Genomic DNA, 25,167 nt, shown 5'->3' with positions numbered 1-25,167 from the left:
ACGTTGTTGTCCGTTGTGGTCATGATCGCCTTGCAGAAGCCAGTCCGCTCGCTGTGATAGCACTCCCTCTGATTTTGCTGGGATTGGCCTGGCTCCAGGAGCTGCTGGACCAGTTGCTGTTCGCGGGACGCTGGAATCTGGCCATGGGTCCCGGCACGCCATGGTGGACCTTATTCACGGCCCCATTCAGCCATGCCGGTCTGGGGCACCTCGTGGCGAACAGCCTCGTTTTCCTGCCGCTCAGCTACCTGGTGCTCGCCAGAGGCACCCAGGCTTATCTCGCCGTTTGGATCTCCGTGATTCTTCTGGAGATCCCGATCTGGCTGGTATGGCCTGTGGGAGCCCATGGATTATCCGGCGTGGTCTACGGGCTGCTGGGTTTTCTTGTGGTGATTGGTTTCCTGGACCGACGTCCGCTCGCGATTCTTCTCAGCATGGTGGCCGTCTTGCTTTATGGAAGCGCTCTGCCGGGGTTGCTGCCCTGGGCCTCTCCAGCCGGCGTGAGCTGGATCGGCCACGCGTCAGGGTTTGTCGCAGGTTTGATCGCTGCTCTGGCGGTGAGACGCTCACCTGGAGAGCTCAAGGATTAATCGGCACTCGCGTCATCGTCTGGGGCCTGAACCAAAAACCGCTGCGAGAGCTTGACGGCCAAGACCGCTGCAGCAGCGCCGTAGCCGGTGAATGTGGCGGCCTGGCCAAAGCTACCGGTCTCATAAAGATCGGCATTCAGCAACACCCAATCCACCAGTGACGAAGCAGTGCCCCAAACCACCACCCAGACCGAGACGTAGATGACCCCGCGCACCGTGCTGTTCACAGAAAGGAAAACCGCTTGCCCTGACGTTAGAAGAACCTTCGCAGCAGAACCTTTCAGTCGCGCCTCAACCAGGGATCCGCTCCTCCGAACCAATCGCCGAGATCATCGCGATCCGGCCGATGCTCCTGATTGGGCTCTGAAGCACCGAGATCAAGCTCGTTGAGGAAACCATCCATGCCACTGAAAGGGTGCCCGGCGAGTTGTTGTCGACGGGCCTGTCGTAACCACGACGCCACGGTGCGATCGCAGTCCGCGAATTTCTGCAGGTAAACACGTTCCTCGAGGCTGACGCTGGTTCCTGTGGCCAAGCGCCTGAGGATGGCTTGAAGTTTCAGCCGAGTGCTGGTGGTGAGCATGGCCAAATCACGACGTTTGAACGGGTTGTAGGCAGCCACAGCAACCCCGTTGTCGTGATTCACACCATCTTCCAATCGCAACAGAGCACTGTGCTGCGGTGTTTCAGCAGTAACCCCATGAATGCAAGCTCAGCCCCCTTCCATCGACTGTTGATGGCTGTGCTGGCGAAACAGGTCGCCGACGTCGTCTGCGGGCAGCGCAGGCTCCGGTGGTTTTGGCTTGGAGTCGCTGGGTCCGGGATCGTCGGTCTTGCGCGCTTGCGACCCGTCACCTTCAGCCTTCTCTTCTCGCTCCACAACTCGCAGGTAAGCCTGCTCAGATGCGGAACGACTCTTGCGTTGTGCGGAGGCCATGGCTGAAGGGCCTGGACTGCGGCAAATCTCTCACTCCTGTTCAAACGCTGCAATCATGGCAACCCGATCAGGAAGGTCATGAAAAAGCGTGAACGGGCTGCCCTGGTGCTGGATCGACTAAGTGAGCACTACCCGGAACCACCGATTCCACTCGATCACAGCGATGCTTTTACCTTGCTGATCGCGGTGCTGCTCAGTGCGCAGTGCACCGACAAAAAGGTGAATGAAGTCACGCCAGCACTGTTCGAAGCGGGGCCAACCCCTGAAGCCATGGCAGCACTCGGCGAGGACGCCATCCTTGGCCATATCCGACAGCTCGGACTGGCCAAAACCAAAGCGCGCAACGTGCACAAACTGGCGCACATCTTGGTGGAGGTGCACGGCAGCCAGGTGCCTGCAAGCTTCGAGGAACTGGAAGCATTGCCCGGAGTGGGGCATAAAACCGCCAGCGTGGTGATGGCTCAAGCCTTCGGAGTTCCGGCGTTTCCAGTTGACACACACATCCACAGGCTCGCCCAGCGATGGGGGCTAAGCAGCGGTGAGAGCGTGGCGCGAACAGAACGGGATTTGAAAGCGTTGTTCCCCGAGGAACACTGGAATCGACTGCATCTCCAGATCATTTTTTACGGACGGGAATACTGCACAGCCAGAGGATGCGACGGCAGGGTGTGTCCTCTGTGCAAGGAGCTGTACCCCAACCGGCGCAAACCGGTGATCTGGAACAAACCCTGACGCCACCAGCAGCGATGACCACGCGGCCCAACCATCTCAAACCACCGATCGCCCTCACCATTGCCGGAAGCGACTCCGGTGGAGGCGCTGGGCTGCAGGCTGATCTGCGTGCCTTCATGGCCTTCCACGTGCATGGCTGCTGCGCCATCACTTGCGTGACGGCGCAGAACACCTGCGGTGTTGAGCGGGTGGATGCTTTGCCAACCGTGGGCTTGAAGGCGCAATTCGACGCCGTGCAGAAAGACCTAGGCATTGACGCGCTCAAGACTGGGATGCTGCTGAATATCGAGCTGATCCAGGCCACCGCGACGATGCTCAAGCCGTTGACGATCCCGAAAGTGATCGACCCTGTGATGGTGAGCCGCACCGGGGCTGTGCTTCTGGAGGAACAGGCAATCCAAGCCCTGCGCAACGAGCTGCTGCCTCAGGCGACTGTGCTCACGCCCAACCGCCATGAAGCGCGGTTGTTGAGCGGTCTTGAGCTGAATGACGCCAGTTCCGTCGAACGAGCGGCGGCCGTCATCCATGACCAGGGGCCATCAGCGGTGCTGATTAAAAGCGGAAGCAACCGGACCCACGGCGGACGCGATCTGCTGTACGACGGACAACCACACTGGCTTGCAGGGGACTGGATCGATACCCCCCACAGCCATGGCACCGGCTGCACGCTCTCGGCAGCGATCACCGCTTGCCTGGCCCATGGAGACACGCTCGCCAATGCGATTGACGCAGCCCGCCACTACGTCAAACAAGGCCTCAGGCAACCTCTGGCCATCGGCCATGGCCAGGGACCAATCTGTCATTGGGTCTCGGGCTAGCAAAAGGGGATCGACCGAGAAAAAGACAACCTTCCGTTACACTTCTAAATATTCGCGTTTAATGCATGGCCAGCCAACAAGCCAGCGAGAAGTGGTTTCAGGATTCCGCCAACCATGCCATCCATGCCGAGCAGCTGGAGCGTGTTGAGCGCTTCAACGGCCGTGCCGCCATGCTCGGGTTTGTGATCGGCGTGATCACCGAAGCCATCACCGGACAGGGAATCATCCATCAGATCGGCCTCGGTCCACTGGTGGATGGCTACGCCGCCTGCAGCACCAAGTTCCTTCCGTTCTGTTTCTGATTCGTTTGCAGACTCAGCAGCCCTCACCCCTAGGGTTGAGGGCTGTCAGATCGGAGACATGGCTCGCAAGCGGCGCAAACTCAGCAAAGACATGGAGGGTGAGATCAAAGCAGCCCAGAAAAAGGTGGAATTTGTCTCGGCCATGATCCGAGACATTCGCGAAGAGGACATCCAGAACGAATACGCCGAAGCTTTTTCCAGAGTCCACGCCGCCTGCACTCACCTCGCCCAGCTCTACGTCACCGATGGCGTCACTGAAGAGAGTGAGGGCACCCTGGCGCTCTACAAAGGCCTGTTGAGCCAATTCGAAGAGGAATACGAACTCTGAGCTGGCCGAAGTGGCCGTTCCTCCATGGCTCTGGTGCGAGAACCCGTTAAAACCGGACCGTCTAGCCCAGAGCACGCCATGGCCGACCCCAGCGACCGTTCTTCATCCAGCGCAGACCCGCGCTGGTTCGTTCTGCTGATGGCGAGCCGCTGGCCATTGGCCGTGGCCTTGGCCGCCTGGGCCGTCGCGGTGGCAGCGATTCAGATCCTGCGCCAGCCCATCCCCATTGGTCTGCCTCTGAGCCAGCCACTGCCCGTGCAGCTGGTCGGTGGCATCACGGTGGATCAGCTCACGGCGCCCGTGCGAGTCAAGGGTGAGGAACCCTTGATGATCCAGGCCGCTAAAACGCTTCCTGTTGCTGGCGATGTTGCTGTGCCCAAGGGCGTCGCGGTCAGCGAGCCCGTGCAGGTGGAAGGGGATGTCGCGCTCTCTGGTCCCGTCACGGTGAATGAGGTCACCCAACCCGTGATGGTGCACGGTGAGGACGGTGAAGCGCTGATGGTCGCGACCCCAGATGGAGAGCGCTTGAACGTGTATGGCGGCGTGAAAGTGGATTCGGTCGGCGGCAAGATCAGCGTGCAACTCCGCGATGCCGCCAAATCTTTGCTGCCCATTCCCTAGCGATGACTCCCACACCATCCTTCGTTGACCTGCAATCTCTGCGCCTGGCGGTGGTGGGACATCAAGAGTGGGTCACGTTTCTGGAGGTGGATGCCCTGCCACAACCTGGCTGCATCAGTCGGGCAAGCCGTTCCCTCGAGGAGCCAGCCGGTGCGGGCGCTGTGGTCGCCGTGCAACTGGCGCGTCTAACCGGTCGGCCGGTGCTTTTTTTCACAGCACTGGGGCGTGATGCGATTGGAGAACGCAGCGTTCAACGCCTGAAGGAGCTAGGAGTTGAACCCGTCGTGGCTTGGCGGGACGGGCCAAGCCGTCGAGGGATCAGCCTGATGGATCCTGGAGGAGACCGGGCGATCACCGTGATCGGCGACCGCCTCACTCCCATGGCCCATGACGCACTCAGTTGGGACCAGCTCGCGGACTGCGACGGAGTGTTTGTGTCCGCGACCGATGCGGATGGGCTGCGGCTTGCTCGTCAAGCGAAGGTGCTGACGGCGACACCCAGACTGCGCTTACCCGTGCTGCAAGAAGCCTCCCTGCCACTGGATGCCCTCATCGGCAGTGGCCTCGACCCCGGTGAGCAACTGCCGCCAGGATCCCTGGAGCCAACCCCCACGGTGCAGATCGCCACAGAGGGCGACGCAGGCGGACTGCTCATCCCTGGAGGCCGTTTCAGCGCCGAACCTCTCCCTGCTCCGATGGTGGAGTCTTATGGATGCGGCGACAGTTTTGCTGCAGGGGTGACAGCGGGGCTAGCTGCTGGCTGGTCGGTGAACGATGCCGTTGCACTGGGGGCTCGTTGTGGTGCAGCTTGTGCCACACGCTTTGGCCCCTACGGCTAGAACCGGACCATCCAGGGTTCTGCGATGAGCACCGATCTGCACTCTCTCGTGATCCCCCAGCTGGAACGGGTGCTCACCAACCTGCGCGACATCTTGGAGCGAGCCAGCCTGGATCTCGAGCAACGGCAGATTCCTGAGTCGGTTCTGCTGTCGAGCAGGCTTTATCCGGACATGTTTGATCTGCAGCAACAGGTGCAGGCAGCCACAGACATCGCCCGCCGAGGCACGGCGCGGCTGATCGGCGAAGAACCGTCGTCAATGCCCGACAGCGAAGCCAGCTTTATGGGCCTGATCAACCGCGTTGACTCCACCCTCTGCGCCTTGCGGGCTCTACCGGCCGAAGCCTTTCTCGGCGGAGAACAACGCGCCGTGATTATGCCGATCCCCAGCAGCTTCGGCGGCGGCCAGTTGGAGTTCAAAGCCCTGGAATTCTTCACTGATTTCCTGCTCCCCAACGTCTACTTCCACTGCTCCATGGCATACGCCATCTTGCGGCACAACGGCACAGCGATCGGCAAAGCAGATTTCCTGGGGATGAAATCAACGTGATGAACATCGTTGCCATGAATGGCCAGGTTCAGAAGCTCTGAATACGGTTCTGAAGAGCGTTGATTTAAAACGTCTGATGGCTGACATGAAATGCCCCTTCAGTGGTCATACCGGTGCCGTAACGCCCGCCGGAGGAACCAGAAACGATCACTGGTGGCCCAATCAAATCAACCTGGGCATCCTTCATCAGCATCATCCCGCCTCCAATCCACTTGGAGATGACTTCGACTATCCACAAGCCTTCGCAAGCCTTGATTATCAGGGTCTCAAGGCCGATCTTCGGGCCCTGATGACGGATTCCCAAGACTGGTGGCCCGCTGACTGGGGCCATTACGGGGCTCTGTTCATCCGTATGGCCTGGCACAGCGCTGGCACCTACCGAAGCGGCGATGGCCGCGGAGGGGCCGGTCATGGCAACCAGCGTTTTGCGCCTTTGAACAGTTGGCCTGATAACACCAATCTCGACAAAGCACGACGTCTGCTCTGGCCGATCAAACGCAAATATGGCAACGCCATTTCCTGGGCAGATCTGATCATCCTCACGGGCAATGTGGCGCTCGAGTCGATGGGCTTCCGCACCTTCGGATTTGCCGGAGGGCGTGTCGACATCTGGCAACCCGAGGAAGATGTTTTTTGGGGAAAGGAAACCGGTTGGCTCGATCACGATCGAACTGACGCACAGGGAAACCTGGATCAGCCATTAGCAGCCGTAGAGATGGGCCTGATCTATGTCAATCCTGAAGGTCCAGGCGGAGAGCCCGACCCCGTCGCATCTGGTCGAGACGTCAGGGAAACCTTTGCGCGGATGGGCATGAGCGTGGAAGAGACCGTGGCACTGGTGGCCGGAGGTCATACCTTCGGCAAATGCCACGGTGCAGCAGCACCGTCCCACCTCGAAGCTGAACCGGAAGGAGCACCACTGCATGAGCAGGGCCTTGGCTGGCGAAACACTTTCCACTCCGGAAAAGCCGAGCACACCATCACCACAGGCATTGAAGGGGCCTGGAAACCGAATCCCACCCGCTGGGACCAGGGCTATTTCGAAATGATGTTCACCTATGACTGGGAACTGATCAAAAGTCCTGGTGGCGCTTGGCAGTGGGTCGCCAAAGACGTGAAGCCTGAGCACATGATTCCTGACGCCCACGTGCCCGGGAAGTCATCGGCTCCAATCATGACGACCGCCGACCTGTCGCTCAAGCACGACACGGCCATGGAGCCGGTGGCCCGTCGGTTTCATCAAGACCAGGAAGCCTTTGCTGATGCCTTTGCCCGGGCCTGGTTCAAGCTCACGCACCGAGACCTTGGCCCCCGCGCTCTTTACCTGGGCCCTGAAATTCCTGGGGAGGTCCAGATCTGGCAAGACCCGGTTCCAAGCGTCGATCACACGCTGATCGACGCTGCTGATATCACCAACCTGAAGCAACAGCTCCTGGCCACAGGGGTTGGAGTGCCTGCGTTGGTGACCACGGCATGGGCTTCGGCCTCAACCTTCCGTGGCTCCGATCGCCGGGGAGGCGCGAATGGCGGGCGGCTGCGGCTGCTCCCGCAGCGAAGCTGGGAGGTGAATGATCCTGAACAACTTCAGGCGGTTCTCCAGGCCATTGAAGCCGTGCAGCAACAATTCAATGCGGCTGCCAGCGATGGCAAACAGGTGTCGATGGCCGACCTGATTGTGCTGGCGGGCTGCGCCGCGGTGGAGAAAGCGGCAGCCGATGGGGGCCAGAGCATCACAGTTCCATTCCGGCCCGGACGCACTGATGCCAGCACGGAGCAGACGGACACCGCATCGTTCAACACGCTGAAACCTTTGGCTGATGGCTTCCGCAACTGGCAGCGCAACGGTCTACCGATACGGGCGGAAGAGCTGCTGCTGGACAAAGCGCAGCTGCTCACGCTCAGTGCCCCTGAAATGACGGTGCTGCTGGCGGGTCTGCGCGTGCTTGGAGCCAACAGCGGCAGCAATCGCCAGGGCGTGTTCACCGACCGCATCGGCGTCCTCAGCAACGACTTCTGCGTGAATCTGCTGGACGCGACCATCCACTGGACACCCACCAGTGAGACCCAAGACAGCTACGTCGGCCGGAGCGGAGCCAACGGCCCCGAACGCTGGACCGCCAGTCGTGCCGATCTGGTGTTCGGCTCCAACAGCCAGCTCCGAGCCATCGTTGAGGTGTATGCCCAAAGTGATGGAGCCCAACGCTTCATCACCGATTTCGTGCAGGCCTGGACCAAAGTGATGGAGTTGGATCGCTTCGATCTGAACGGCTAGCGATCCCGGCCGAACGACTCGTCGAAAAGGTCTGGTGCCATGGCTCTGGCTCGCACCAACCAGTCCCGGACCTTGGCGTCGGAGGCAGGGATGGTTCGTCCTTCCTCGACATTGCGGTAGTGATCGGCAACTCCCCAGGCGGTGGTGCGTGCATCACCGCTTTCACGGGGGATGAGATGCAGATGAAGATGGCGAGCCCCCTCACCAAAGGCAATCGCATAAACGCGGTCACAACCCGACACCCGCTGCACCAGCATTGAGGCTTGCTGCACCACCAGCCCCCAATCCCTCGCTTCTTCAGGAGCGAACTCCATGGGGCCGCCGCAGTGCCTGCGCGCATCCAGCAGACACCAACCCGCAAGCGGTGCGGGGCCGGGATGATGCCGCAGCAACCAGAGATCACTGCGCCAGATCTCATGGGATTCGAGATGGTCTACATCGCGATGGAGAGCGCAGATCGCACAGGCCTCGTCACCAGAAGCGGCATCCATCAGCGCAAAATCACAGATTTTTATCCACTCTGTCTGCGTCCCCAGAAAGGGTGCGGTTGTCTTCTCAGATGTTCTCTATAAATCAAGAAAGAAGAAGGGTTCGCCTTCATGTCCATCCGCATCGGCATCAACGGCTTCGGGCGCATTGGACGCCTGGCCTTCCGACAGGCCATGGCCTGCCCAGATGTAGAGGTGGTGGCGATCAATGATCTGATCGACATTGATTACCTCGCTTATCTGCTGCGTTACGACTCAACGCACCGTCGCTTTCCAGGTGAAATCGACGTCGTCGATGGTCAGCTTGTGGTGAATGGCTCGATCATTCGGGTGACTGCGGAGCGCGAACCCAGCCAGCTGCGCTGGGGAGATGTGGGTGCGGACTACGTGCTCGAGAGCACAGGCTTTTTCCTGACCGACACCACATCTCGGCAACACCTGGCAGCCGGTGCCAAGCGCGTGGTGATGAGTGCTCCCTCCAAAGACGAGACACCCATGTTTGTGATGGGGGTGAACCACAATGCTTACGCCGGTGAAGACATCGTCTCCAACGCCAGCTGCACCACCAATTGTCTGGCGCCCCTGGCCAAGGTGATGAACGACAATTTTGGCATTGTCAGTGGTCTGATGACCACCGTGCATGCCACCACTGCCACACAAAAGCCAATCGACAGCCCCTCGCTCAAGGATTGGCGCGGGGGACGCGGTGCTGGCCAAAGCATCATCCCCAGTTCCACCGGTGCAGCCCGAGCCGTGGGACGTGTGATTCCTGAATTGAACGGAAAGCTGACGGGCATGGCCTTCCGCGTTCCGACACCGGATGTGTCGGTGGTGGATCTCACGGTGAATCTGGCCCAACCAGCCAGCTACGAGGAGGTGAAGCACGCCATGAAGGGGGCCTCCCAAAACGGACTCTCAGGGATTCTCGGGTACACCGAAGATCCGATTGTGTCGAACGACCTGCTGGGTGAAAGTTGCACGTCCGTGTTTGATGCCCAAGCAGGCATGGCCCTCAATGAGAAGTTCATGAAGCTTGTCGCCTGGTACGACAACGAGTGGGCTTACAGCTGCAAATGCATCGACCTGATGCGGCACATGGACGCCACTGCAGCCACCTAATCAACCATCAGCGCACCGAGAGTTCACGCATCCAATTGCAACGCGCTCATTTAAAAGGAGTGAGCCAATTCTGGCGAAGAGATTCGATCACTTCGCCGGATTGACTGCATTGGGCGTGTGAAAGCCGCACCAATGGCTCGAAGAGTCAAAAACTTGCTTTTCAATGGAGTCGGTTCACAACCAGTGAAAGAACGAATTATTGGCAAAATTGGGCATTGAGCGAAGATGCGCGTTGGTCGCCGAGGGAAGCCGCTCTGCCAAGGTCGACACAAGCCTCTGCTTCGTTGCCGAGTCCACTTTTGGCGATAGCGCGGTTGACGTAGAAGTTGGCAAAGTTGGGTGAGATCTGAATCGCCTGATCAAAATCTCGGATTGCTTCCTGATAGCGGCCAAGATCGGAAAAGGAATTGCCGCGATTACCGTAGGCGATGGCTAGATTAGGCTGAAGTTCAATGGCTAATGTATAATCATTGATCGCAGATTGAGGCTTTCCCAAAGCTCTGCCAATGGCGCCACGATTCACATAGGCATTTGTAAGGTTTGGATTAATCTTCAAAGCCTCGTTGCAGTCTAAAAGGGCACCTTTGAGTTGTCCTAGATTCAGTTTTGCAGCGCATTTGTTGACGTATGCCTTAGCAAGACTCGCATCCAAGGCCAATGCTTCGTCGCAATCACTTAGCGCGGATTGATATTGCCCTAATGATACTTTAGCGCTGCATCGGTTCAGGTAGGAAGGGGCGAAGCCAGGGGCTTTCTCAATGGCGCGATCGCAATCCTTTGCGGCCGCAGAGAAATCACCCAGGTTCAACTGAATCGAGCAGCGGTTGTAGAACGCAATGGCCAGTGCAGGATCAATCTGGATGGCTTTGTTGCAATCATTCCATGCTTTTTCGTAGTAGGAAGCGTCAGCTGTGGCTTCGGCGAGCCGGGTGAGAGCCCCACAGCGATTCATCAGCGAAAGCGCATGATTTGGATTCTCTTGAATGATGCGATCAAAGGTCAGAATTGCAGCTTCGTAGTCGCCTGCCAAAAATTCCTGAAAGCCTCGCTCCACTTGTTGATCGCTTTGAGCAAGGGCTGGCAGATGTGCAACGAAAGCTGTTGCGACAACAGCCAGAGGGAGAAAAGATTTCAGGATCTGAGGCGTGTGCAAGATTTGGACTAATACTTTTTTGACTCTATTCATCAAGCTGATTTGTGCAATGGGGATGACTCAACGTTTGATCGCAGAATCCCCATCACTTTCCCCCAATAGCCAACAAAAAGCCCCCTCGTGAGAGGGGGCTTTCCGATTCAACCGAAGCTGAATCTTTTGCAGACTTCAGCCTCAGCCGATGGCGGGAGCTTGCAGAGCCACAGGAGTGGACTCAACAGCAGCCAGGTCGAGGGGGAAGTTGTGAGCATTGCGCTCGTGCATCACTTCCATGCCGAGGTTGGCGCGGTTCAACACATCAGCCCAGGTGGGAAGCACCCGTCCTTGCGCATCAAGGATGGACTGGTTGAAGTTGAAACCGTTCAGGTTGAAAGCCATGGTGCTGATGCCCATGGAGGTGAACCAGATGCCGACAACGGGCCAGGCAGCCAGGAAGAAGTGCAGGCTGCGGCTGTTGTTGAAGGAGGCGTATTGGAAGATCAGGCGACCGAAGTAACCGTGGGCAGCCACGATGTTGTAGGTCTCTTCTTCTTGGCCGAACTTGTAGCCGTAGTTCTGGGACTCGCTCTCGGTGGTTTCACGCACCAAGGAGGAGGTCACCAGGGAACCGTGCATGGCGGAGAACAGGGATCCACCGAACACACCTGCGACACCCAGCATGTGGAAGGGGTGCATCAGGATGTTGTGCTCAGCCTGGAACACCAACATGAAGTTGAAGGTGCCAGAGATGCCCAGGGGCATGCCGTCAGAGAAAGAACCCTGACCGAAGGGGTACACCAGGAACACAGCCATGGCAGCTGACAGAGGTGCGCTGTAAGCAACGCAGATCCAGGGGCGCATGCCGAGGCGGTAGGAAAGTTCCCACTGACGGCCCATGTAGGCCGAAATACCGATCAGGAAGTGGAAGACAACCAGCTGGTAAGGACCGCCGTTGTACAGCCACTCGTCGAGAGAGGCAGCTTCCCAGATGGGATAGAAGTGAAGGCCGATGGCGTTCGAAGAGGGCACAACAGCACCGGAGATGATGTTGTTGCCGTAGATCAGGGAGCCAGCGACGGGCTCACGGATGCCATCGATATCCACCGCGGGAGCGGCGATGAAGGCGATGATGAAACAGATGGTCGCTGCGAGCAGGCAGGGAATCATCAGCACACCGAACCAACCCACATAAATGCGGTTGTTGGTGTCGGTAACCCACTGACAGAAGTTTTCCCAGCCGCTGCGGCGACCGCTGCGAATTGCAGTAGCCATAAAGCAAAAGAGAACGGATAAAAATCAGAACTCCCACGGAGAGAGCCATGATTCGGATTCAGGTTATGGAGCGATTGATTTTTCTCTGACGAATCACATCATTCGAGTCATCTCGAATCATTGATTCATGTCAACTTCATAAACACTTCATGAACAAACATGAAGCAATCGATCGAGTGGTTGTCTCCGCTCTTGTTCAAGCGACAGCTCTGGGAATTCATGGGCTTGGATCGCGTTCAGGTGGTCGACCAGCTTTGACCGTCCTTCAACCACTGCCGAGCCTGCTGAGCGAAACCGGATAGGTCGAGACGCTCCTGCTCCGCAGCACGAGCCACCAGCAGGGGAGCCTGACGCTTGAGCTCCTCAAGGTCAGGTTCCTCAACACCGGCATTCAATGCCATCCAATCCGCCATGGAGGCGCCCACCACGCGGGTGAGATAGGCCGCGCTCAGCGCCTGCATCGCTCCAGCCGCAAGCCAGCTGCCGCCATCGAGCTTGGCCAGCCCGAGTAGTGCCTGACCGGTCCACTCCACCACTCCCTGGGCCAACGCGACAACAGCCAGCTGACGGGCGACCGCTTGAAGCACCTCTGCGCTCCAAGGGCAGGCCCAGATCTTCGCCATCTCCTTCACCAGCAGACCGTTGCCGACAACAACGGCCAGCAGATCCACACTGGGGACCGGTGAGGCCGCCACGACGCCGGCCACCACCCACTGACTGCGCTGCAACAGTGCTCGGAACTGCGTTCGACGCAGAGCTTCGAGCTCCGACTGCCATTGACGATGAAGATTGCCCAGCAGACGCTGCCGGGTGAGCTGTCGCACCCGCTCCGACTGGATGAGCTGCTGGCGCACCGGTTGCAGCACCCCACGCAACTGGCTGGGATCACCCGACCAAGCGAGCAGGTGCGCATGCCAGCGTTCGGGCAACTGGCAGCGCAAGGCATCCAGTTGATCGGCCGATTCCGTGCAGCCGGGCGATTCCAGCAAAAGCCAGACCGGACGGTCCAAGGACAGCTGTTCCAGCCAGAGCAGATCCGCAGCACGGAGCGGAAGCGGCAGCACGTGCAGCAACACATCCAGCTCTTCCAAGTCCTCTGCCCAGCACCACGCTGTTGCGGTGACGGGAAGGGGCCTGGCGATGCAGAGATCCAGAGCTTGGACACCAGCCATCGCGCCTTGCAGCTGATCCGTGGCTGGAAGGGTGGTTCCTTGGGTCGCCACCACACCAAGGCTGAGGGGCGCATCGAACTGCTCAATGCGTCGCAGCTCGGTCTCACGCGGCGCGCGTAATGACGTCAGACCCAGGGCCGATTCCAATTCAGCGAACTGATGCAACACCTCTTCGCAGCGATTGACCCATCCCTGCAACGAGACGGGTTTGCGAAAGCTGGGGCGCTTCGGCGGCTTCGCCAACCACCAGATGCCGACACCTGCCGCCAACAAACTCAGGCCACCGCCTGGGAGATGCAAGACGTCGGCCAGCAGCCATTGCCCACCGACGAGGACTCCAGCGGAAAGAGCCAGAGGACCCAACAGCCGAGGAGTCACCAACGCGTCCTTCAACGACAGGGAAGGGATCGTGGGTAACGGAAGCTGCACTGGGTTTCCACTGACGAAGCTTTCTTAGCTCACCTTCAGCACGGCGCACCAGAGAACCGAACGATTTCTCTCTTGACGGCCTGAAAACCGATCCAGAGCGTGAAACGGATCAACAAGCCCCTGAAACCGTGAGGTGATGCGTCACACTTGCGCCTGACACCAGGCCTCAGGCCATGACTGATTCCTACAGCGATTCCCGCCAGCAGCGCGGACAGGGTGATGGCGGCCGCGAGGGCGGACGTGGCAGCCGCGGAGGACGGGGCCAAGGAAACCGCGAAGGCGGTGGGTTCAGAATCAGGCTGAGCGACAACGAAATGCGCTCTGTTCGCGCCCTGCAGGAAGCCTTCAATCTGCGCTCGACCGTGGCCGTGCTGGGATTTGCTGTCAGAACCCTTGGCCAGATGCTCGAGGACGGCACGCTCGATGAGCTGGTGGCTCAGCAGCGCGCCCAGGGAAACCGAGGTGGCGGCCGGCGTGATGACGAACGGGGCGGACGACGGGGAGAGAGCGGACGAGGAGCTCGACCTGATCCCTTCGCTCGCCCTGCCAAGCCCCAGCCAGCAGCAGCCGAGCCGGATCCCGATCCCAGCAGCGAGGCCGAGGCCAACGCTGAGATCGAACCCAGCGCAACCGATGTGCCGGCAACAGACACGGAAGAGACGGCTGTTGAAGCGGATCCCGCCAAGGACGCAGCAACCGAGGCCTGATTGATGGGGCGGCCGCGCGTTCTCTCGGGTGTTCAGCCGACCGGTGCCCTGCATCTGGGCAACTGGCTGGGGGCGATTCGCAATTGGGTGGATCTCCAAAACGACCACGACACCTTCTTCTGTGTTGTGGATCTGCACGCGGTCACGGTTCCCCATGATCCGCAACGCCTGGCTCACGACACCCTGACCACCGCAGCTTTGTATTTGGCCTGCGGACTGGATCCAGAGAAATCCACCGTGTTCGTACAGAGCCAGGTGGCCGCCCACAGCGAACTTTGCTGGCTTCTGAACTGCATCACTCCCTTGAACTGGCTGGAGCGGATGATCCAGTTCAAGGAAAAGGCCCTGAAACAGGGAGACAACGTCTCTGTGGGCCTCCTGGACTACCCGGTGTTGATGGCCGCAGACATCCTTTTGTATGACGCCGACCTCGTTCCGGTGGGCGAAGACCAAAAGCAGCATCTCGAGCTGGCACGCGATATCGCCCAGCAACGGATCAATGCGCGGTTTGGCTCGGAGGAGACCCCGGTCCTGAAAGTGCCCAAACCGATGATCCTCAAGGAAGGGGCCCGGGTGATGAGCCTCACCGACGGTCGCAGCAAGATGAGCAAGAGCGACCCCAACGAGGGCAGTCGCATCACCTTGCTTGACCCCCCAGAGCTGATCACTAAAAAGATCAAGAAAGCCAAGACGGACCCCGAACGCGGCCTGGAATTCGGGAACCCCGATCGGCCGGAAACCGACAACCTGCTCGGTCTGTATGCCCTCCTCAGCGGCAAAGGTCGTGAAGCCGCAGCCCAGGAATGCGCCGACATGGGCTGGGGGCAGTTCAAACCTCTCCTGGCAGAAGCCACCGTGGCAGCTCTGGAACCGATTCAGCAGCGCTACAAGGCCTTCATGGACGACCGATCGCAGCTGGAGGCGGTTCTGCGCAACGGACGTGAACGGGCCAGCGCGGTTGCAGAAGCCAATGTTCAGCGCGTACGGCGGTCCATGGGCTTCCTGAGCCCCAGCTGATCAGTTGTGAAGGAATTAAAAAGTTTCCCTAATCCTTAAAGACGGCTGATAGCTCGACTCGTATCAACGACCACAAACCCGGGGTTGCGCGGCATCAGGCCTGTCTCACGAGTCTTAAAGCGAGATTTGTATGGGTTTTTCTACCCATGCATATTCGCCGCACCCCGTCAAGGGGAGTCGGGACACTCTCGCCAGAGGGTTGGGCTGTTGACGAAGGTGGCGACTCCTTTGGTTCGGAGCGTCCCGTTTGCTTCATCGCGTCACTAAACAGATTTGTCCTCTGACACAGCAAGCTCCTCAACTGCTGGGCATTGGCGCCCTCAGCCTGGGCTTGGTGCTGTCCATGGGCCAGAGCCTGCAGGCAGAACGCTCGAGCGAACGGGAGCAGCATCAACGCACAGTGGCCGAGGCGTTGAGCCCCCACCGATCCACATCCACGTCTGAAGCGCCCTCCAATGGGGCTTACGCGATCACTCCCGAACGTCGCGCATTGCTCAACACCATTCGCTATGCCGAAGGCACCTGGAAAGAAGGAAGGGATCTGGGGTACCGCATCCTTTACGGAGGCGGACAATTTCAAGACCTCTCACGCCATCCGGATCGCGTAGTGGTGAAGCGGTACGCCTCCGCAGCGGCCGGCGCCTATCAATTCCTTCCTGGCACTTGGCAAGACGTTTCACGCAGCCTGGGCCTTCCCAGCTTCGCTCCTGAGCACCAAGACCAGGCAGCGCTGCATCTGGCGAAGAAGCGCGGAGCACTCCAGGAGGTGGATCGATATGGCCTCACAAAAACAGCCATGAACAGCCTGGCCCCCGAGTGGGCTTCCTTCCCAACGCATGCTGGCCTCAGTGCCTATGGCCAACCGGTAAAGACCCATGCCGAATTACTGGCCTTCTACAACGACAACCTGAGCCAACTGCGCCAGGGTGCCTGAGGTTGATCAGATGGGCTGGGGCCACCCCAACGTCAGCCAGCCCCAAAGACGCATCAACCAGTAGATCAGCAACGCGGCAACCACGAGCCCCAGCAGCCGTGCGCGCCTGGGTGTGAGCTCGGGCAACGAATGCCCTCTCACGCCCTGCCGCCAGCCGATCCAGGCCAAACCGGCCAGGCTTGGTGGACCGAACACATGCAGCTCGAGGGCTTCGCCAAGATCGCCGTGCAGCGAGGCCATCACCGAACGGGTCAAAAAGCAGGTAGGACAAGGTATCCCTGTCCATGCTCGCCATGGGCAGCCTGGCAGTGGAAGCGACCAACCCCTGGACCGAAGCCACAACATCGCTATGAGGGCAAGGCTGACCAGCCCCGTTGACCGCGTCGACCGGCCTGAACCTGTCATCGCGATGCCTGCGCGACGCGCGCGGACAGGCTCCAGACCTCCATCACCAATTGGTGCCAGGGGGTCATTGCTTCCATCGACACTGCCATCGCCTCGGGGCTGGCTTGCATCAGGGCGCGCGTGGCCTCGATCGCTCTGAGCCCCTCCTCAACCCTGACCGCCATCCGCTCACGTTCCAGCGGCCCCATCACCGAATCCGGACAGTCCTCTAGAAGCTCCTGCCCCCGGTGAAACCAGTGGTCAAAATCCTTCAGCAGAGAGTCGAGAAGCGACTCCAGCAGTTCGTCGGCGTCGGGATCCCGACCAGGCTTCATTGCATCTGCCAGGCAGCACCCCCATAGGATGGCGAATCACGAGCAGCAGACGGTGAGCAGCGCGGCAGCAACAACTACAGCCCCCTCAACGACGGTGGTGCTGCCTAAAACGAGTGAGAGTGACCAGCTGCTGAAGATCCGACACTCCATGAGCCACGTGATGGCCATGGCCGTGCAGCAGCTCTTCCCGCAAGCCCGCGTGACCATCGGCCCTTGGACCGAGAGCGGTTTCTACTACGACTTCGACAACCCCGACCCCTTCACGGAAGCCGACCTGAAAGCGATCAAGAAGGGGATGATCAAGATCATCAACAAGAAGTTGCCCCTGGAGCGGATCGAAGTGAGCCGCAGCGAGGCCGAGGCAAAAATCAAAGCCCAGAACGAGCCCTACAAACTCGAAATCCTCGAAGGTCTGCAGGAGCCCATCACCCTCTACACCCTGGGCGAACAGTGGTGGGATCTCTGTGCCGGCCCCCACGTGGAGCACACGGGTCAGCTCAACGCCAAGGCCTTTGAGCTGGAAAGCGTGGCTGGTGCCTACTGGCGCGGCGATGAAACCAAGGCCCAGTTGCAGCGCATTTATGGCACTGCTTGGGAAACCCCCGAACAACTGGCCGAGCACAAACGCCGCAAGGACGAGGCTCTGCGCCGGGATCACCGCCGCATCGGCAAAGACCTCGACTTGTTTTCCATCGAGGACGAAGCAGGGGCAGGTCTGGTGTTCTGGCACCCCCGCGGCGCCCGCATGCGCCTGTTGATCGAGGAGTTCTGGCGCCAAGCCCACTTCGAGGGCGGATACGAGCTGCTCTATACCCCCCACGTGGCCGACATCAGCCTCTGGAAAACCTCAGGCCACCTCGACTTCTACGCCGAGAGCATGTTCGGCCCGATGGAGGTGGACGAACGGGAGTACCAGCTCAAGCCAATGAACTGCCCGTTCCACGTGCTTACCTACGCCAGCAAACTGCGCAGCTACCGGGAACTGCCGATCCGCTGGGCGGAGCTTGGAACGGTCTATCGCTATGAACGCCCCGGCGTGATGCACGGCCTGATGCGGGTGCGGGGCTTCACCCAGGACGATGCCCACGTGTTCTGTCTGCCGGAGCAGATCAGCGACGAGATCCTGAAGATCCTCGATCTCACCGAGCGCATCCTCTCCGCCTTCGATTTCAGCAATTACGAGATCAACCTCTCCACCCGCCCCGAGAAGTCGATCGGCGATGACACCGTCTGGGACCTGGCCACCAAGGGATTGATCGAAGCCCTGGACCGCAAGGGTTGGGCCTACAAAATCGATGAGGGCGGCGGTGCGTTCTACGGCCCGAAAATCGACCTCAAGATCGAAGACGCCATCGGCCGGATGTGGCAGTGCTCCACGATCCAGTTGGATTTCAACCTGCCGGAACGGTTCGAACTCGACTACATCGCGGCCGATGGAAGCAAGCAGCGGCCGATCATGATTCACCGCGCCATCTTCGGTTCGCTGGAGCGGTTCTTCGGGATCATGACCGAGAACTACGCAGGCGATTACCCCTTCTGGCTGGCCCCCGAGCAGGTGCGTCTGCTGCCTGTCACCGACGAGGTGCAGTCGTACGCCGAACAGGTGTTGGACCAACTCACCAAAGCTGGCGTTCGCGCCACGATCGATCGCAGCGGAGACCGGCTCGGCAAGTTGATCCGCACCGGCGAACAGATGAAGATCCCCGTGTTGGCGGTCATCGGTGCCAAGGAAGCGGAGCAGAACGCCGTGAGCCTGCGCAGCCGTCGCGATGGAGATCTCGGTGTCACACCCGTCAGCGAGCTCCTGGCTGCAGCAACGACTGCCAACACCAAACGCGCTGCTGGCTTGCAGCTCTCCGCATGAGCCGTTCACCGGTGCAATGCCTCAAAGATCTTGAGCGGCTGCGATCGGCCCCCGACCTCAGTGCTGAGGTTGCGTCCGCGCTTCGTGGGGAACTGGGTGAGGTCCTCGCTGGCACCAGTTGGTGCACCGTCGGCGTGATGGCCCAATCAGCAGAACAGGCGCTTCAGACGCTTCGATCTCTCGAAACAGCGTTGGCATGGTCTCCCTTAGAGGTTGTAGAGGGAACGGATCAGAACGGTCCGGTGTTTCTCAAAGCCAACCAACAGATGGGCACGGTCAGGGTGCGAATCGAGCATGGACTGGGCGAGGGAATTCTGATCACCGGTCATCACAACGATGAGGGCCAGATCAGCAGCACCTGGGGGCCGCTGCCACTGGATTTCTTCGAAGCCTCGACGCAAGCCAAGCCGATATCCACTCTCTGATCAGCGCAGGCAAGCTGCACGACAATGCTTGCCGATTGTGCGGGCCAGGATCAGCCTTGATGGGTGAGGCCTGACCCCCCAACCATGGCAGCCAAGACCTATCTGGCCGGAGATCTTGGAGGCACGAAAACCTTCCTAGCTCTCTACCGAGACGTGGAGGGGCAGCTCGAGCAAGCCCACAGTCATCGCTACGTCTCAGCGGAATGGCGTGATCTGGAGTCGATGCTCTCTCACTTCCTCAAGGAGGCTCCAGAGGATCTCTCCAAGCCCGACACCAGCTGCATTGCAGTGGCAGGGCCCGTGCGTCACGGCTCGGCACAGCTCACCAACCTGTCTTGGACGATGAGTCAGGAGTCGCTGCAGGCCGCCACCGGCCTGCAGCGACTTGAACTAGTGAACGATTTTGCCGTTCTCATCCATGGATTACCGCACTTCAATGAACAACAGCAGGTAGTGCTGCAGGTTGGTCATGGGCGGATGAATCCAGCTCCTGCGGGCGACGACAGCGGTGCCGTTGCGATCCTTGGTGCTGGCACAGGCCTCGGGATGGCCCGGGGCTTACCTGCACCGGGTGGCTGGCTTGCACTGCCCAGCGAAGGCGGCCACCGGGAGTTCGCCCCGAGAACCAGCGATGAATGGGCTCTGGCGCAATGGCTGCGCAAAGACCTGAATCTTGAGCGCCTCTCGATTGAGCGGATCGTGAGTGGCACCGGCCTCGGCCATGTCATGCACTGGCTACTGCAGCAAGATCAGGCGGCTGGTCATCCTTTGACAGATCACGCCCACGCCTGGCGCCACATCCCCGCCGATCAAGCCGGTTACGAAGATCTGCCGGCGCACACCGGCAAGGCGGCTGCGGCGGGTGATCCCATCGCCTCGGCAGCGCTGCGCATCTGGTTGGGTGCCTATGGATCAGCGGCCGGTGATCTGGCACTGCATGAACTCAGCGTCGGCGGGCTTTGGATTGGGGGTGGAACCGCTGAAAAAAACCTGGACGGGCTGCAATCCGAACAGTTCCTGGAACCGCTGAGAGCCAAAGGTCGCTTTCGCCCCTTGATCGAGTCCATGACCATCCGCGCGGTGATTGATCCAGAGGCCGGACTGTTTAGTGCCGCCTGCAGGGCGCGTGATCTTGCGGAGTCGGGTGGGACACTGGCCTGAGAAGAACCGAAGGGGATGTCGCAGCCGCGTATTGGTCAAACCGTGGTTGTGGATGTTCCAGCCACTACAGCCAACATTGGACCAGGCTTCGATTGCCTTGGTGCAGCACTGGATCTCAACAACCGGTTCACGATGCGTCGCATCGAAGGCAACGGTGAACGATTCGAACTGATTATCGAAGGCCAGGAGGGCTCCCATCTCCGCGGTGGCGCAGAAAACCTGGTGTACCGAGCAGCGCAACGGGTATGGAAAGCGGCAGGTGAAGAACCCGTGGCGCTCGAAGCTCGCGTCAGGCTTGCCGTACCTCCCGCACGCGGTCTCGGCAGCAGCGCCACAGCCATCGTGGCCGGACTGGTTGGTGCCAATGCTCTGGTCGGCGAACCCCTGAGTCGGGAAAAGCTGCTGGAACTGGCCATCGACATCGAAGGTCATCCCGACAACGTGGTGCCGTCGCTGCTGGGCGGTCTTTGCATGACGGCCAAAGCCGCTTCACAGCGCTGGCGGGTGGTTCGCTGCGAGTGGATGAACAGCGTCAAGGCCGTCGTGGCGATTCCGGCGATCCGCCTCAGCACCAGTGAAGCCCGGCGTGCCATGCCCAAATCCATTCCTGTGAGCGATGCCGTGGTGAATCTCGGTGCGCTCACACTGCTGCTTCAGGGCCTGCGCACTGGCAATGGAGACCTGATCTCCGATGGCATGCACGACAGACTTCACGAGCCATACCGCTGGCGCTTGATCAAGGGTGGCCAGGCAGTGCGCGAAGCCGCGATGGCCGCAGGCGCATGGGGCTGCGCCATTAGCGGCGCTGGACCCAGCATTCTGGCGTTGTGCTCCGAAGAGAAAGGGGTTGCCATCAGCCAGGCCATGGTGCGGGCATGGGAGTCCGTTGGCGTCGCCAGTCGCGCTCCCCTGCTCAGCCTGCAAACGGCGGGCAGCCACTGGCAGCCAAAGGACAATGGCTGAGCCGAAACCTGAGTAGAAGTACCCAATCGAGTCCCTGGAACTGATAAGTTCGATCACATTTACGGGAGTGTTATGGACGCCAACTTGCCGCTGACGGCTGCGTCCGACTCCGGGTTTCCCTGGCTTTCTCTGATCGTGCTGCTACCGGTCGCAGCGGCTTTGGTCATGCCGCTGTTGCCCGGTGACGATGAGAAGCCCTCGCCGATCCCACGCAACCTCGCCTTTGGCGTTTTGCTCGCGGATCTTGGCTTGATGCTGGGGGTGTTCAGCCAGCACTTTGATCCACTCAGCAGCGAACTTCAGCTGGTGGAACGGGTCAGCTGGCTGCCTGCCATCGGTTTGGAGTGGTCGTTGGGAGCCGATGGGCTGTCCGCCCCTCTCGTTGTTCTCAGTGGACTGGTGACACTGCTCTCCGTGGCCGCCAGCTGGAACATCGAGCGCAAATCAAGGCTGTATTTCGGCCTACTGCTGGTGCAAGCATCAGCCCAGGGTCTGGTGTTCCTCTCTCAGGATTTTCTGCTCTTCTTCCTGGCCTGGGAACTTGAGCTGGTGCCGGTGTATCTGCTCATTGCTATTTGGGGAGGCAAAAACCGCCAGTACGCAGCGACCAAATTCATCCTCTACACCGCCCTGGCTTCTCTACTGATCTTGATCAGTGGCCTGGCATTGGCCCTCTCAGGCGACAGTTTCACCCTGAACCTGACGGAACTGGCCCAGCGGTCACCAGGCGGAACGTTCGGTTTGCTGTGTTACCTGGGCTTCCTCGTGGGCTTTGGCGTGAAGCTGCCGATGTTCCCGCTTCACACCTGGCTGCCCGATGCCCATGGTGAAGCCAATGCGCCCGTGTCGATGTTGCTCGCGGGTGTGCTGTTGAAGATGGGCGGCTACGCTCTGCTCCGCTTCAACGTGCAGATGCTGCCCGAAGCACACATGGTCTTGGCACCGGCTCTGATCATCCTGGGCATCGTGAACATCGTCTACGGCGCCCTGAATGCCTTCGCTCAAGACAACGTCAAGCGCCGAATCGCTTGTAGCTCTGTCAGCCACATGGGCTTCGTGCTTCTGGGGATCGGAGCCGTGGATGCACTCGGTCTTAGCGGCGCCATGCTCCAAATGGTCAGTCACGGTCTGATCGCAGCCGCGATGTTCTTCACCACAGGCGTGTTCTACGAACGCACCAAAACCCTGTCGATCCCCAACATGGGCGGCTTAGCCAAAGCCCTCCCGATCACTTTTGCCTTCTTCCTTGCGAGCTCCCTGGCCTCGCTGGCACTGCCCGGCATGAGTGGCTTCATCAGCGAGATCACCGTGTTCCTTGGTGTCACTAGTCAGGAAAGCTTCACCACCTTCTTCAGGGTGACCACCATCGTTCTCGCGGCGATTGGCCTCGTGCTCACACCGATCTATCTGCTCTCAATGAGCCGTCGCGTGTTTTTCGGTCCCAGGATTCCGGCGCTTGCCTTCGTGAAGGACATGCGCCCCCGTGAATTGGTCATCGGTCTGACCCTTCTCGTCCCCACCCTGGTGATTGGCATCTGGCCCCGGGTGGCCATGGACCTCTATGAAGCCTCAACCGATGCCCTTGCATCGGATCTGGCCAGCCACACGGTTGTGGCTGTGCGTGCCCTTCTTCCCCTCGGCTGAACACCATGAGCACCTCGGAACTGCTGCGGGGCGAAGGCCTACCCCGCTTCGACGCCATCGATGCGGACCAGGTCGACCGAGAGATCCCAACGCTCCTGTCCACACTCAGTGAGGAACTGGAGTCGCTGGAGTCAACCCTCGAACAGCGCCTGAACGACCCGGCGCCGCTGACCTGGGACGCCTTGATGTCGCCTCTGCACACCCTGGGCGAACGGCTGAACTGGAGCTGGGGTGTCGTCAGTCATCTCACCTCCGTGCGCAACACCCCGGAATTGCGCGAAGCCCATGCGCGCCAGCAACCGGAAGTGGTTCGTTTCAGCAACCGCATAGGTCAAAGCCAGATCATTCACAAAGCCCTCAGTCGCCTGCTCTCGGATCCCGCCCAACCGCTGGATGCCACACAGAAGCGCATCCTGGATGCGGAACTGCTCTCCATGCAGCATCGAGGCGTTGGTCTTGAGGGTGAGGAGCAAGCAGCCTTCAACCGCACCAGCGAGCGGCTGGCCGCTCTCTCCACCAACTTCAGCAATCACGTGCTGGATGCAACGCAGCAGTGGAACCTGGTGATTCACGAGCGCGATCAGCTGCGTGGCGTCCCCGAGCGCGCCCTCGACATCCTGGCGGCAGCCGCGGCTGAAGCCGGCGACACCGCGGCCGATGGATCCGCCTCCTCCGCGGCACATGGCCCCTGGCGCCTGGGTCTGGACATGCCCCGATACTTGCCGGTAATGACCCACGCGCAGGACCGGGCACTTCGCGAAACGCTCTACAAAGCCCACGTGAGTCGAGCCAGCAGCGGCGATCTCGACAACGCTCCCCTCATCGAGGAGATCCTGCAACTGCGACGCGAGCAGGCTGTGCGTCTTGGTTACAGCAACTGGGCTGAACTGAGCTTGGCCTCGAAGATGGCTGACGACGTTCCAGCCGTGGAAACACTGCTGGAGGAGCTGCGCAGCTCAGCGATGCCAGTCGCTCAGAAAGAACTCACCGAGTTGCGAGCCTGTGCTGCCAACCGAGGCGCTGCCGAAGCGGACGACCTCGCTCCTTGGGATGTCAGCCACTGGGCCGAACAGCTGCGGCGGGAGCGCTTCGACCTCGATCAGGAGGCCCTCCGGCCCTGGTTTCCGCTTCCCCGCGTGCTCGACGGTCTGTTTGGACTGTGCGAACGCCTGTTCGGGATTCGCATCGAGGCCGCCGATGGTGAAGCCCCCGTCTGGCATGAAGACGTGCGCTTTTTCCGGGTGTTGGATCGGGACAATGCGCCCCTCGCCGCGTTTTACCTCGACCCCTTCAGCCGTCCCGCCAGCAAACGTGGCGGGGCCTGGATGAATGAATGCCTCAGTCGCAGCCGTGACCGCAACGGCGCGCCCGTCCTTCCGGTCGCTTACCTGATTTGCAATCAGACGCCCCCAGCGGGCGACACCCCCAGCCTGATGAGCTTCGAAGAAGTGGAAACCCTCTTCCATGAATTCGGTCATGGGCTCCAACACATGCTCACCACCGTCGACCATCCCCAGGCCGCAGGCATCAACAACGTCGAATGGGATGCGGTGGAGCTTCCCAGCCAGTTCATGGAGAACTGGTGCCTTGACCGCAGCACCCTCATGGGCATGGCGCGCCACTGGCAGACCGATGAACCACTCCCCGAAGCGGATTACCGCAAACTCTGCAGTAGCCGCACTTTCATGCAAGGGAATGGCACCCTGCGGCAAGTGCACTTCGCCCTGACTGACCTGCGACTTCACAGTCAGTGGAGTCCCGATCTTGGCTTGAGCCCAGATGGCTTCCGTCGTCAGATCGCCGACTCCACCACAGTGCTGGCTCCGGTTGCTGAGGATCATTTCCTCTGCGCCTTTGGCCACATCTTTGCCGGGGGATATGCCGCTGGCTATTACTCCTACAAGTGGGCGGAAGTGCTCAGCGCCGATGCTTTCGCCGCCTTCGAAGAGGTGGGTCTTGAACAAGACGATGCAATCGCCGCCACAGGCGAACGGTTCCGCAACACGATCCTCAGCCTGGGCGGCAGTCTCAAACCCGCCGAGGTGTACCGCCAATTCCGCGGACGCGACGCCACCAGTGAAGCCCTCATTCGTCACACCGGCCTGGCTCAAGCCACGGCCTGATCAGTCCGAG

The 25,167-nt window shown here is 60.1% G+C and carries 28 protein-coding genes; 19 read left to right on the top strand and 9 right to left on the bottom strand.

Annotated elements, in window-relative coordinates:
- Positions 1 to 53 precede the first annotated feature (53 nt).
- Entirely contained in the window at positions 54 to 590 is a 537-nt protein-coding gene (locus tag SynA1560_RS05970; RefSeq protein WP_186501410.1) for a rhomboid family intramembrane serine protease, read from the top strand.
- Here SynA1560_RS05970 and SynA1560_RS05965 read toward each other — a convergent pair.
- The 3 genes from SynA1560_RS05965 to SynA1560_RS05955 are packed head-to-tail and all read right to left on the bottom strand — an operon-like array spanning position 587 to position 1,527.
- A complete protein-coding gene (locus tag SynA1560_RS05965; RefSeq protein WP_186501409.1) occupies positions 587 to 817 on the bottom strand; it encodes a hypothetical protein in 231 nt (76 codons plus the stop codon). The genes SynA1560_RS05970 and SynA1560_RS05965 overlap by 4 nt on opposite strands.
- 53 nt (positions 818 to 870) lie before the next feature.
- Positions 871 to 1,254, bottom strand: a complete 384-nt coding sequence (locus SynA1560_RS05960; protein WP_370523191.1) for a hypothetical protein — start codon at positions 1,252 to 1,254, stop codon at positions 871 to 873.
- A gap of 48 nt (positions 1,255 to 1,302) precedes the next feature.
- Positions 1,303 to 1,527, bottom strand: a complete 225-nt coding sequence (locus tag SynA1560_RS05955; RefSeq protein WP_186470702.1) for a hypothetical protein — start codon at positions 1,525 to 1,527, stop codon at positions 1,303 to 1,305.
- Between the two features lie 78 nt (positions 1,528 to 1,605).
- Here SynA1560_RS05955 and nth point away from each other — a divergent pair, with 78 nt between their 5' ends.
- The 8 genes from nth to katG all read left to right on the top strand — a co-directional run bounded on the left by nth (position 1,606) and on the right by katG (position 7,988).
- Positions 1,606 to 2,259 carry an endonuclease III gene (gene nth, locus SynA1560_RS05950; RefSeq protein ID WP_186470701.1) on the top strand — a complete coding sequence of 218 codons (654 nt, stop codon included), beginning with the start codon at positions 1,606 to 1,608 and terminating at the stop codon, positions 2,257 to 2,259.
- Positions 2,260 to 2,273: 14 nt separating this feature from the next.
- On the top strand, positions 2,274 to 3,077 hold the full coding sequence (thiD, locus tag SynA1560_RS05945) for a bifunctional hydroxymethylpyrimidine kinase/phosphomethylpyrimidine kinase (protein ID WP_186470700.1): 804 nt from the start codon (positions 2,274 to 2,276) through the stop codon (positions 3,075 to 3,077).
- A 65-nt stretch (positions 3,078 to 3,142) separates the two neighbouring features.
- Positions 3,143 to 3,379, top strand: coding sequence for a chlorophyll a/b-binding protein (locus SynA1560_RS05940; RefSeq protein ID WP_186470699.1), 237 nt, complete (start codon positions 3,143 to 3,145; stop codon positions 3,377 to 3,379).
- A gap of 58 nt (positions 3,380 to 3,437) precedes the next feature.
- Positions 3,438 to 3,707 carry a hypothetical protein gene (locus SynA1560_RS05935; RefSeq protein WP_186470698.1) on the top strand — a complete coding sequence of 90 codons (270 nt, stop codon included), beginning with the start codon at positions 3,438 to 3,440 and terminating at the stop codon, positions 3,705 to 3,707.
- Positions 3,708 to 3,731: 24 nt separating this feature from the next.
- Positions 3,732 to 4,328, top strand: a complete 597-nt coding sequence (locus SynA1560_RS05930; RefSeq protein WP_255477088.1) for a hypothetical protein — start codon at positions 3,732 to 3,734, stop codon at positions 4,326 to 4,328.
- Between the two features lie 2 nt (positions 4,329 to 4,330).
- Positions 4,331 to 5,167 (top strand): PfkB family carbohydrate kinase, encoded by an 837-nt coding sequence (locus SynA1560_RS05925; RefSeq protein WP_186501408.1) that lies wholly within the window; start codon positions 4,331 to 4,333, stop codon positions 5,165 to 5,167.
- 24 nt (positions 5,168 to 5,191) lie between these two features.
- Positions 5,192 to 5,716 carry a DUF1993 family protein gene (locus SynA1560_RS05920; protein ID WP_186501407.1) on the top strand — a complete coding sequence of 175 codons (525 nt, stop codon included), beginning with the start codon at positions 5,192 to 5,194 and terminating at the stop codon, positions 5,714 to 5,716.
- A gap of 76 nt (positions 5,717 to 5,792) precedes the next feature.
- The gene (gene katG / locus SynA1560_RS05915) at positions 5,793 to 7,988 is read left to right on the top strand and encodes a catalase/peroxidase HPI (RefSeq protein WP_186501406.1); all 2,196 of its coding nucleotides are present in this window, start codon (positions 5,793 to 5,795) and stop codon (positions 7,986 to 7,988) included.
- Here katG and SynA1560_RS05910 read toward each other — a convergent pair.
- Entirely contained in the window at positions 7,985 to 8,479 is a 495-nt protein-coding gene (locus SynA1560_RS05910; protein ID WP_186501405.1) for an HIT family protein, read from the bottom strand. The genes katG and SynA1560_RS05910 overlap by 4 nt on opposite strands.
- 108 nt (positions 8,480 to 8,587) lie before the next feature.
- Here SynA1560_RS05910 and gap point away from each other — a divergent pair, with 108 nt between their 5' ends.
- Positions 8,588 to 9,595 carry a type I glyceraldehyde-3-phosphate dehydrogenase gene (gene gap / locus SynA1560_RS05905; RefSeq protein WP_186501404.1) on the top strand — a complete coding sequence of 336 codons (1,008 nt, stop codon included), beginning with the start codon at positions 8,588 to 8,590 and terminating at the stop codon, positions 9,593 to 9,595.
- Between the two features lie 196 nt (positions 9,596 to 9,791).
- Here the strand turns inward: gap and SynA1560_RS05900 are convergent, their stop codons facing one another.
- The 3 genes from SynA1560_RS05900 to SynA1560_RS05890 form a co-directional block, all read right to left on the bottom strand.
- Positions 9,792 to 10,748 (bottom strand): tetratricopeptide repeat protein, encoded by a 957-nt coding sequence (locus tag SynA1560_RS05900; protein WP_186501403.1) that lies wholly within the window; start codon positions 10,746 to 10,748, stop codon positions 9,792 to 9,794.
- A 174-nt stretch (positions 10,749 to 10,922) separates the two neighbouring features.
- Positions 10,923 to 11,999: a photosystem II q(b) protein gene (gene psbA, locus SynA1560_RS05895; RefSeq protein WP_186501402.1), complete on the bottom strand. Its 1,077-nt coding sequence runs from the start codon at positions 11,997 to 11,999 to the stop codon at positions 10,923 to 10,925.
- Between the two features lie 236 nt (positions 12,000 to 12,235).
- Entirely contained in the window at positions 12,236 to 13,600 is a 1,365-nt protein-coding gene (locus tag SynA1560_RS05890) for a YcjF family protein (RefSeq protein ID WP_186501401.1), read from the bottom strand.
- Positions 13,601 to 13,773: 173 nt separating this feature from the next.
- Here SynA1560_RS05890 and SynA1560_RS05885 point away from each other — a divergent pair, with 173 nt between their 5' ends.
- The 3 genes from SynA1560_RS05885 (at position 13,774) to SynA1560_RS05875 (ending at position 16,258) form a co-directional block, all read left to right on the top strand.
- Positions 13,774 to 14,307: a hypothetical protein gene (locus SynA1560_RS05885; protein ID WP_186501400.1), complete on the top strand. Its 534-nt coding sequence runs from the start codon at positions 13,774 to 13,776 to the stop codon at positions 14,305 to 14,307.
- Positions 14,308 to 14,310: 3 nt separating this feature from the next.
- Positions 14,311 to 15,324, top strand: a complete 1,014-nt coding sequence (gene trpS, locus SynA1560_RS05880) for a tryptophan--tRNA ligase (RefSeq protein ID WP_186501399.1) — start codon at positions 14,311 to 14,313, stop codon at positions 15,322 to 15,324.
- Positions 15,325 to 15,571: 247 nt separating this feature from the next.
- A complete protein-coding gene (locus SynA1560_RS05875; protein ID WP_370523190.1) occupies positions 15,572 to 16,258 on the top strand; it encodes an endolysin in 687 nt (228 codons plus the stop codon).
- A gap of 6 nt (positions 16,259 to 16,264) precedes the next feature.
- On the opposite strand, the gene SynA1560_RS05870 is transcribed toward SynA1560_RS05875, so the two are convergent.
- Positions 16,265 to 16,603 carry a DUF2752 domain-containing protein gene (locus tag SynA1560_RS05870; RefSeq protein ID WP_255477087.1) on the bottom strand — a complete coding sequence of 113 codons (339 nt, stop codon included), beginning with the start codon at positions 16,601 to 16,603 and terminating at the stop codon, positions 16,265 to 16,267.
- Between the two features lie 56 nt (positions 16,604 to 16,659).
- Entirely contained in the window at positions 16,660 to 16,977 is a 318-nt protein-coding gene (locus tag SynA1560_RS05865) for a DUF2605 domain-containing protein (protein WP_186501397.1), read from the bottom strand.
- 28 nt (positions 16,978 to 17,005) lie between these two features.
- On the opposite strand from SynA1560_RS05865, the gene thrS reads away from it, so the two are divergent.
- The 6 genes from thrS to SynA1560_RS05835 all read left to right on the top strand — a co-directional run bounded on the left by thrS (position 17,006) and on the right by SynA1560_RS05835 (position 25,157).
- On the top strand, positions 17,006 to 18,841 hold the full coding sequence (gene thrS / locus SynA1560_RS05860; RefSeq protein ID WP_186501396.1) for a threonine--tRNA ligase: 1,836 nt from the start codon (positions 17,006 to 17,008) through the stop codon (positions 18,839 to 18,841).
- Positions 18,838 to 19,266 carry a DUF1824 family protein gene (locus SynA1560_RS05855; protein WP_186501395.1) on the top strand — a complete coding sequence of 143 codons (429 nt, stop codon included), beginning with the start codon at positions 18,838 to 18,840 and terminating at the stop codon, positions 19,264 to 19,266. Before thrS ends, SynA1560_RS05855 begins: the two co-directional genes overlap by 4 nt.
- An 84-nt stretch (positions 19,267 to 19,350) precedes the next feature.
- Entirely contained in the window at positions 19,351 to 20,427 is a 1,077-nt protein-coding gene (locus SynA1560_RS05850) for a glucokinase (RefSeq protein WP_186501394.1), read from the top strand.
- A 15-nt stretch (positions 20,428 to 20,442) separates the two neighbouring features.
- Entirely contained in the window at positions 20,443 to 21,390 is a 948-nt protein-coding gene (thrB, locus tag SynA1560_RS05845; RefSeq protein ID WP_186470682.1) for a homoserine kinase, read from the top strand.
- Positions 21,391 to 21,462: 72 nt separating this feature from the next.
- Positions 21,463 to 23,034, top strand: coding sequence for an NAD(P)H-quinone oxidoreductase subunit 4 (locus SynA1560_RS05840; protein ID WP_186470681.1), 1,572 nt, complete (start codon positions 21,463 to 21,465; stop codon positions 23,032 to 23,034).
- A gap of 5 nt (positions 23,035 to 23,039) precedes the next feature.
- The gene (locus tag SynA1560_RS05835; RefSeq protein WP_186501393.1) at positions 23,040 to 25,157 is read left to right on the top strand and encodes a M3 family metallopeptidase; all 2,118 of its coding nucleotides are present in this window, start codon (positions 23,040 to 23,042) and stop codon (positions 25,155 to 25,157) included.
- Positions 25,158 to 25,167 lie beyond the last annotated feature (10 nt).

Origin of the sequence: Synechococcus sp. A15-60 (assembly GCF_014280095.1) — a bacterium.
In the GTDB taxonomy this organism is placed as follows: domain Bacteria; phylum Cyanobacteriota; class Cyanobacteriia; order PCC-6307; family Cyanobiaceae; genus Synechococcus_C.
Note: the sequence above shows the minus strand (reverse complement) of the source record. Positions and strands in the feature narration are given on the sequence as shown.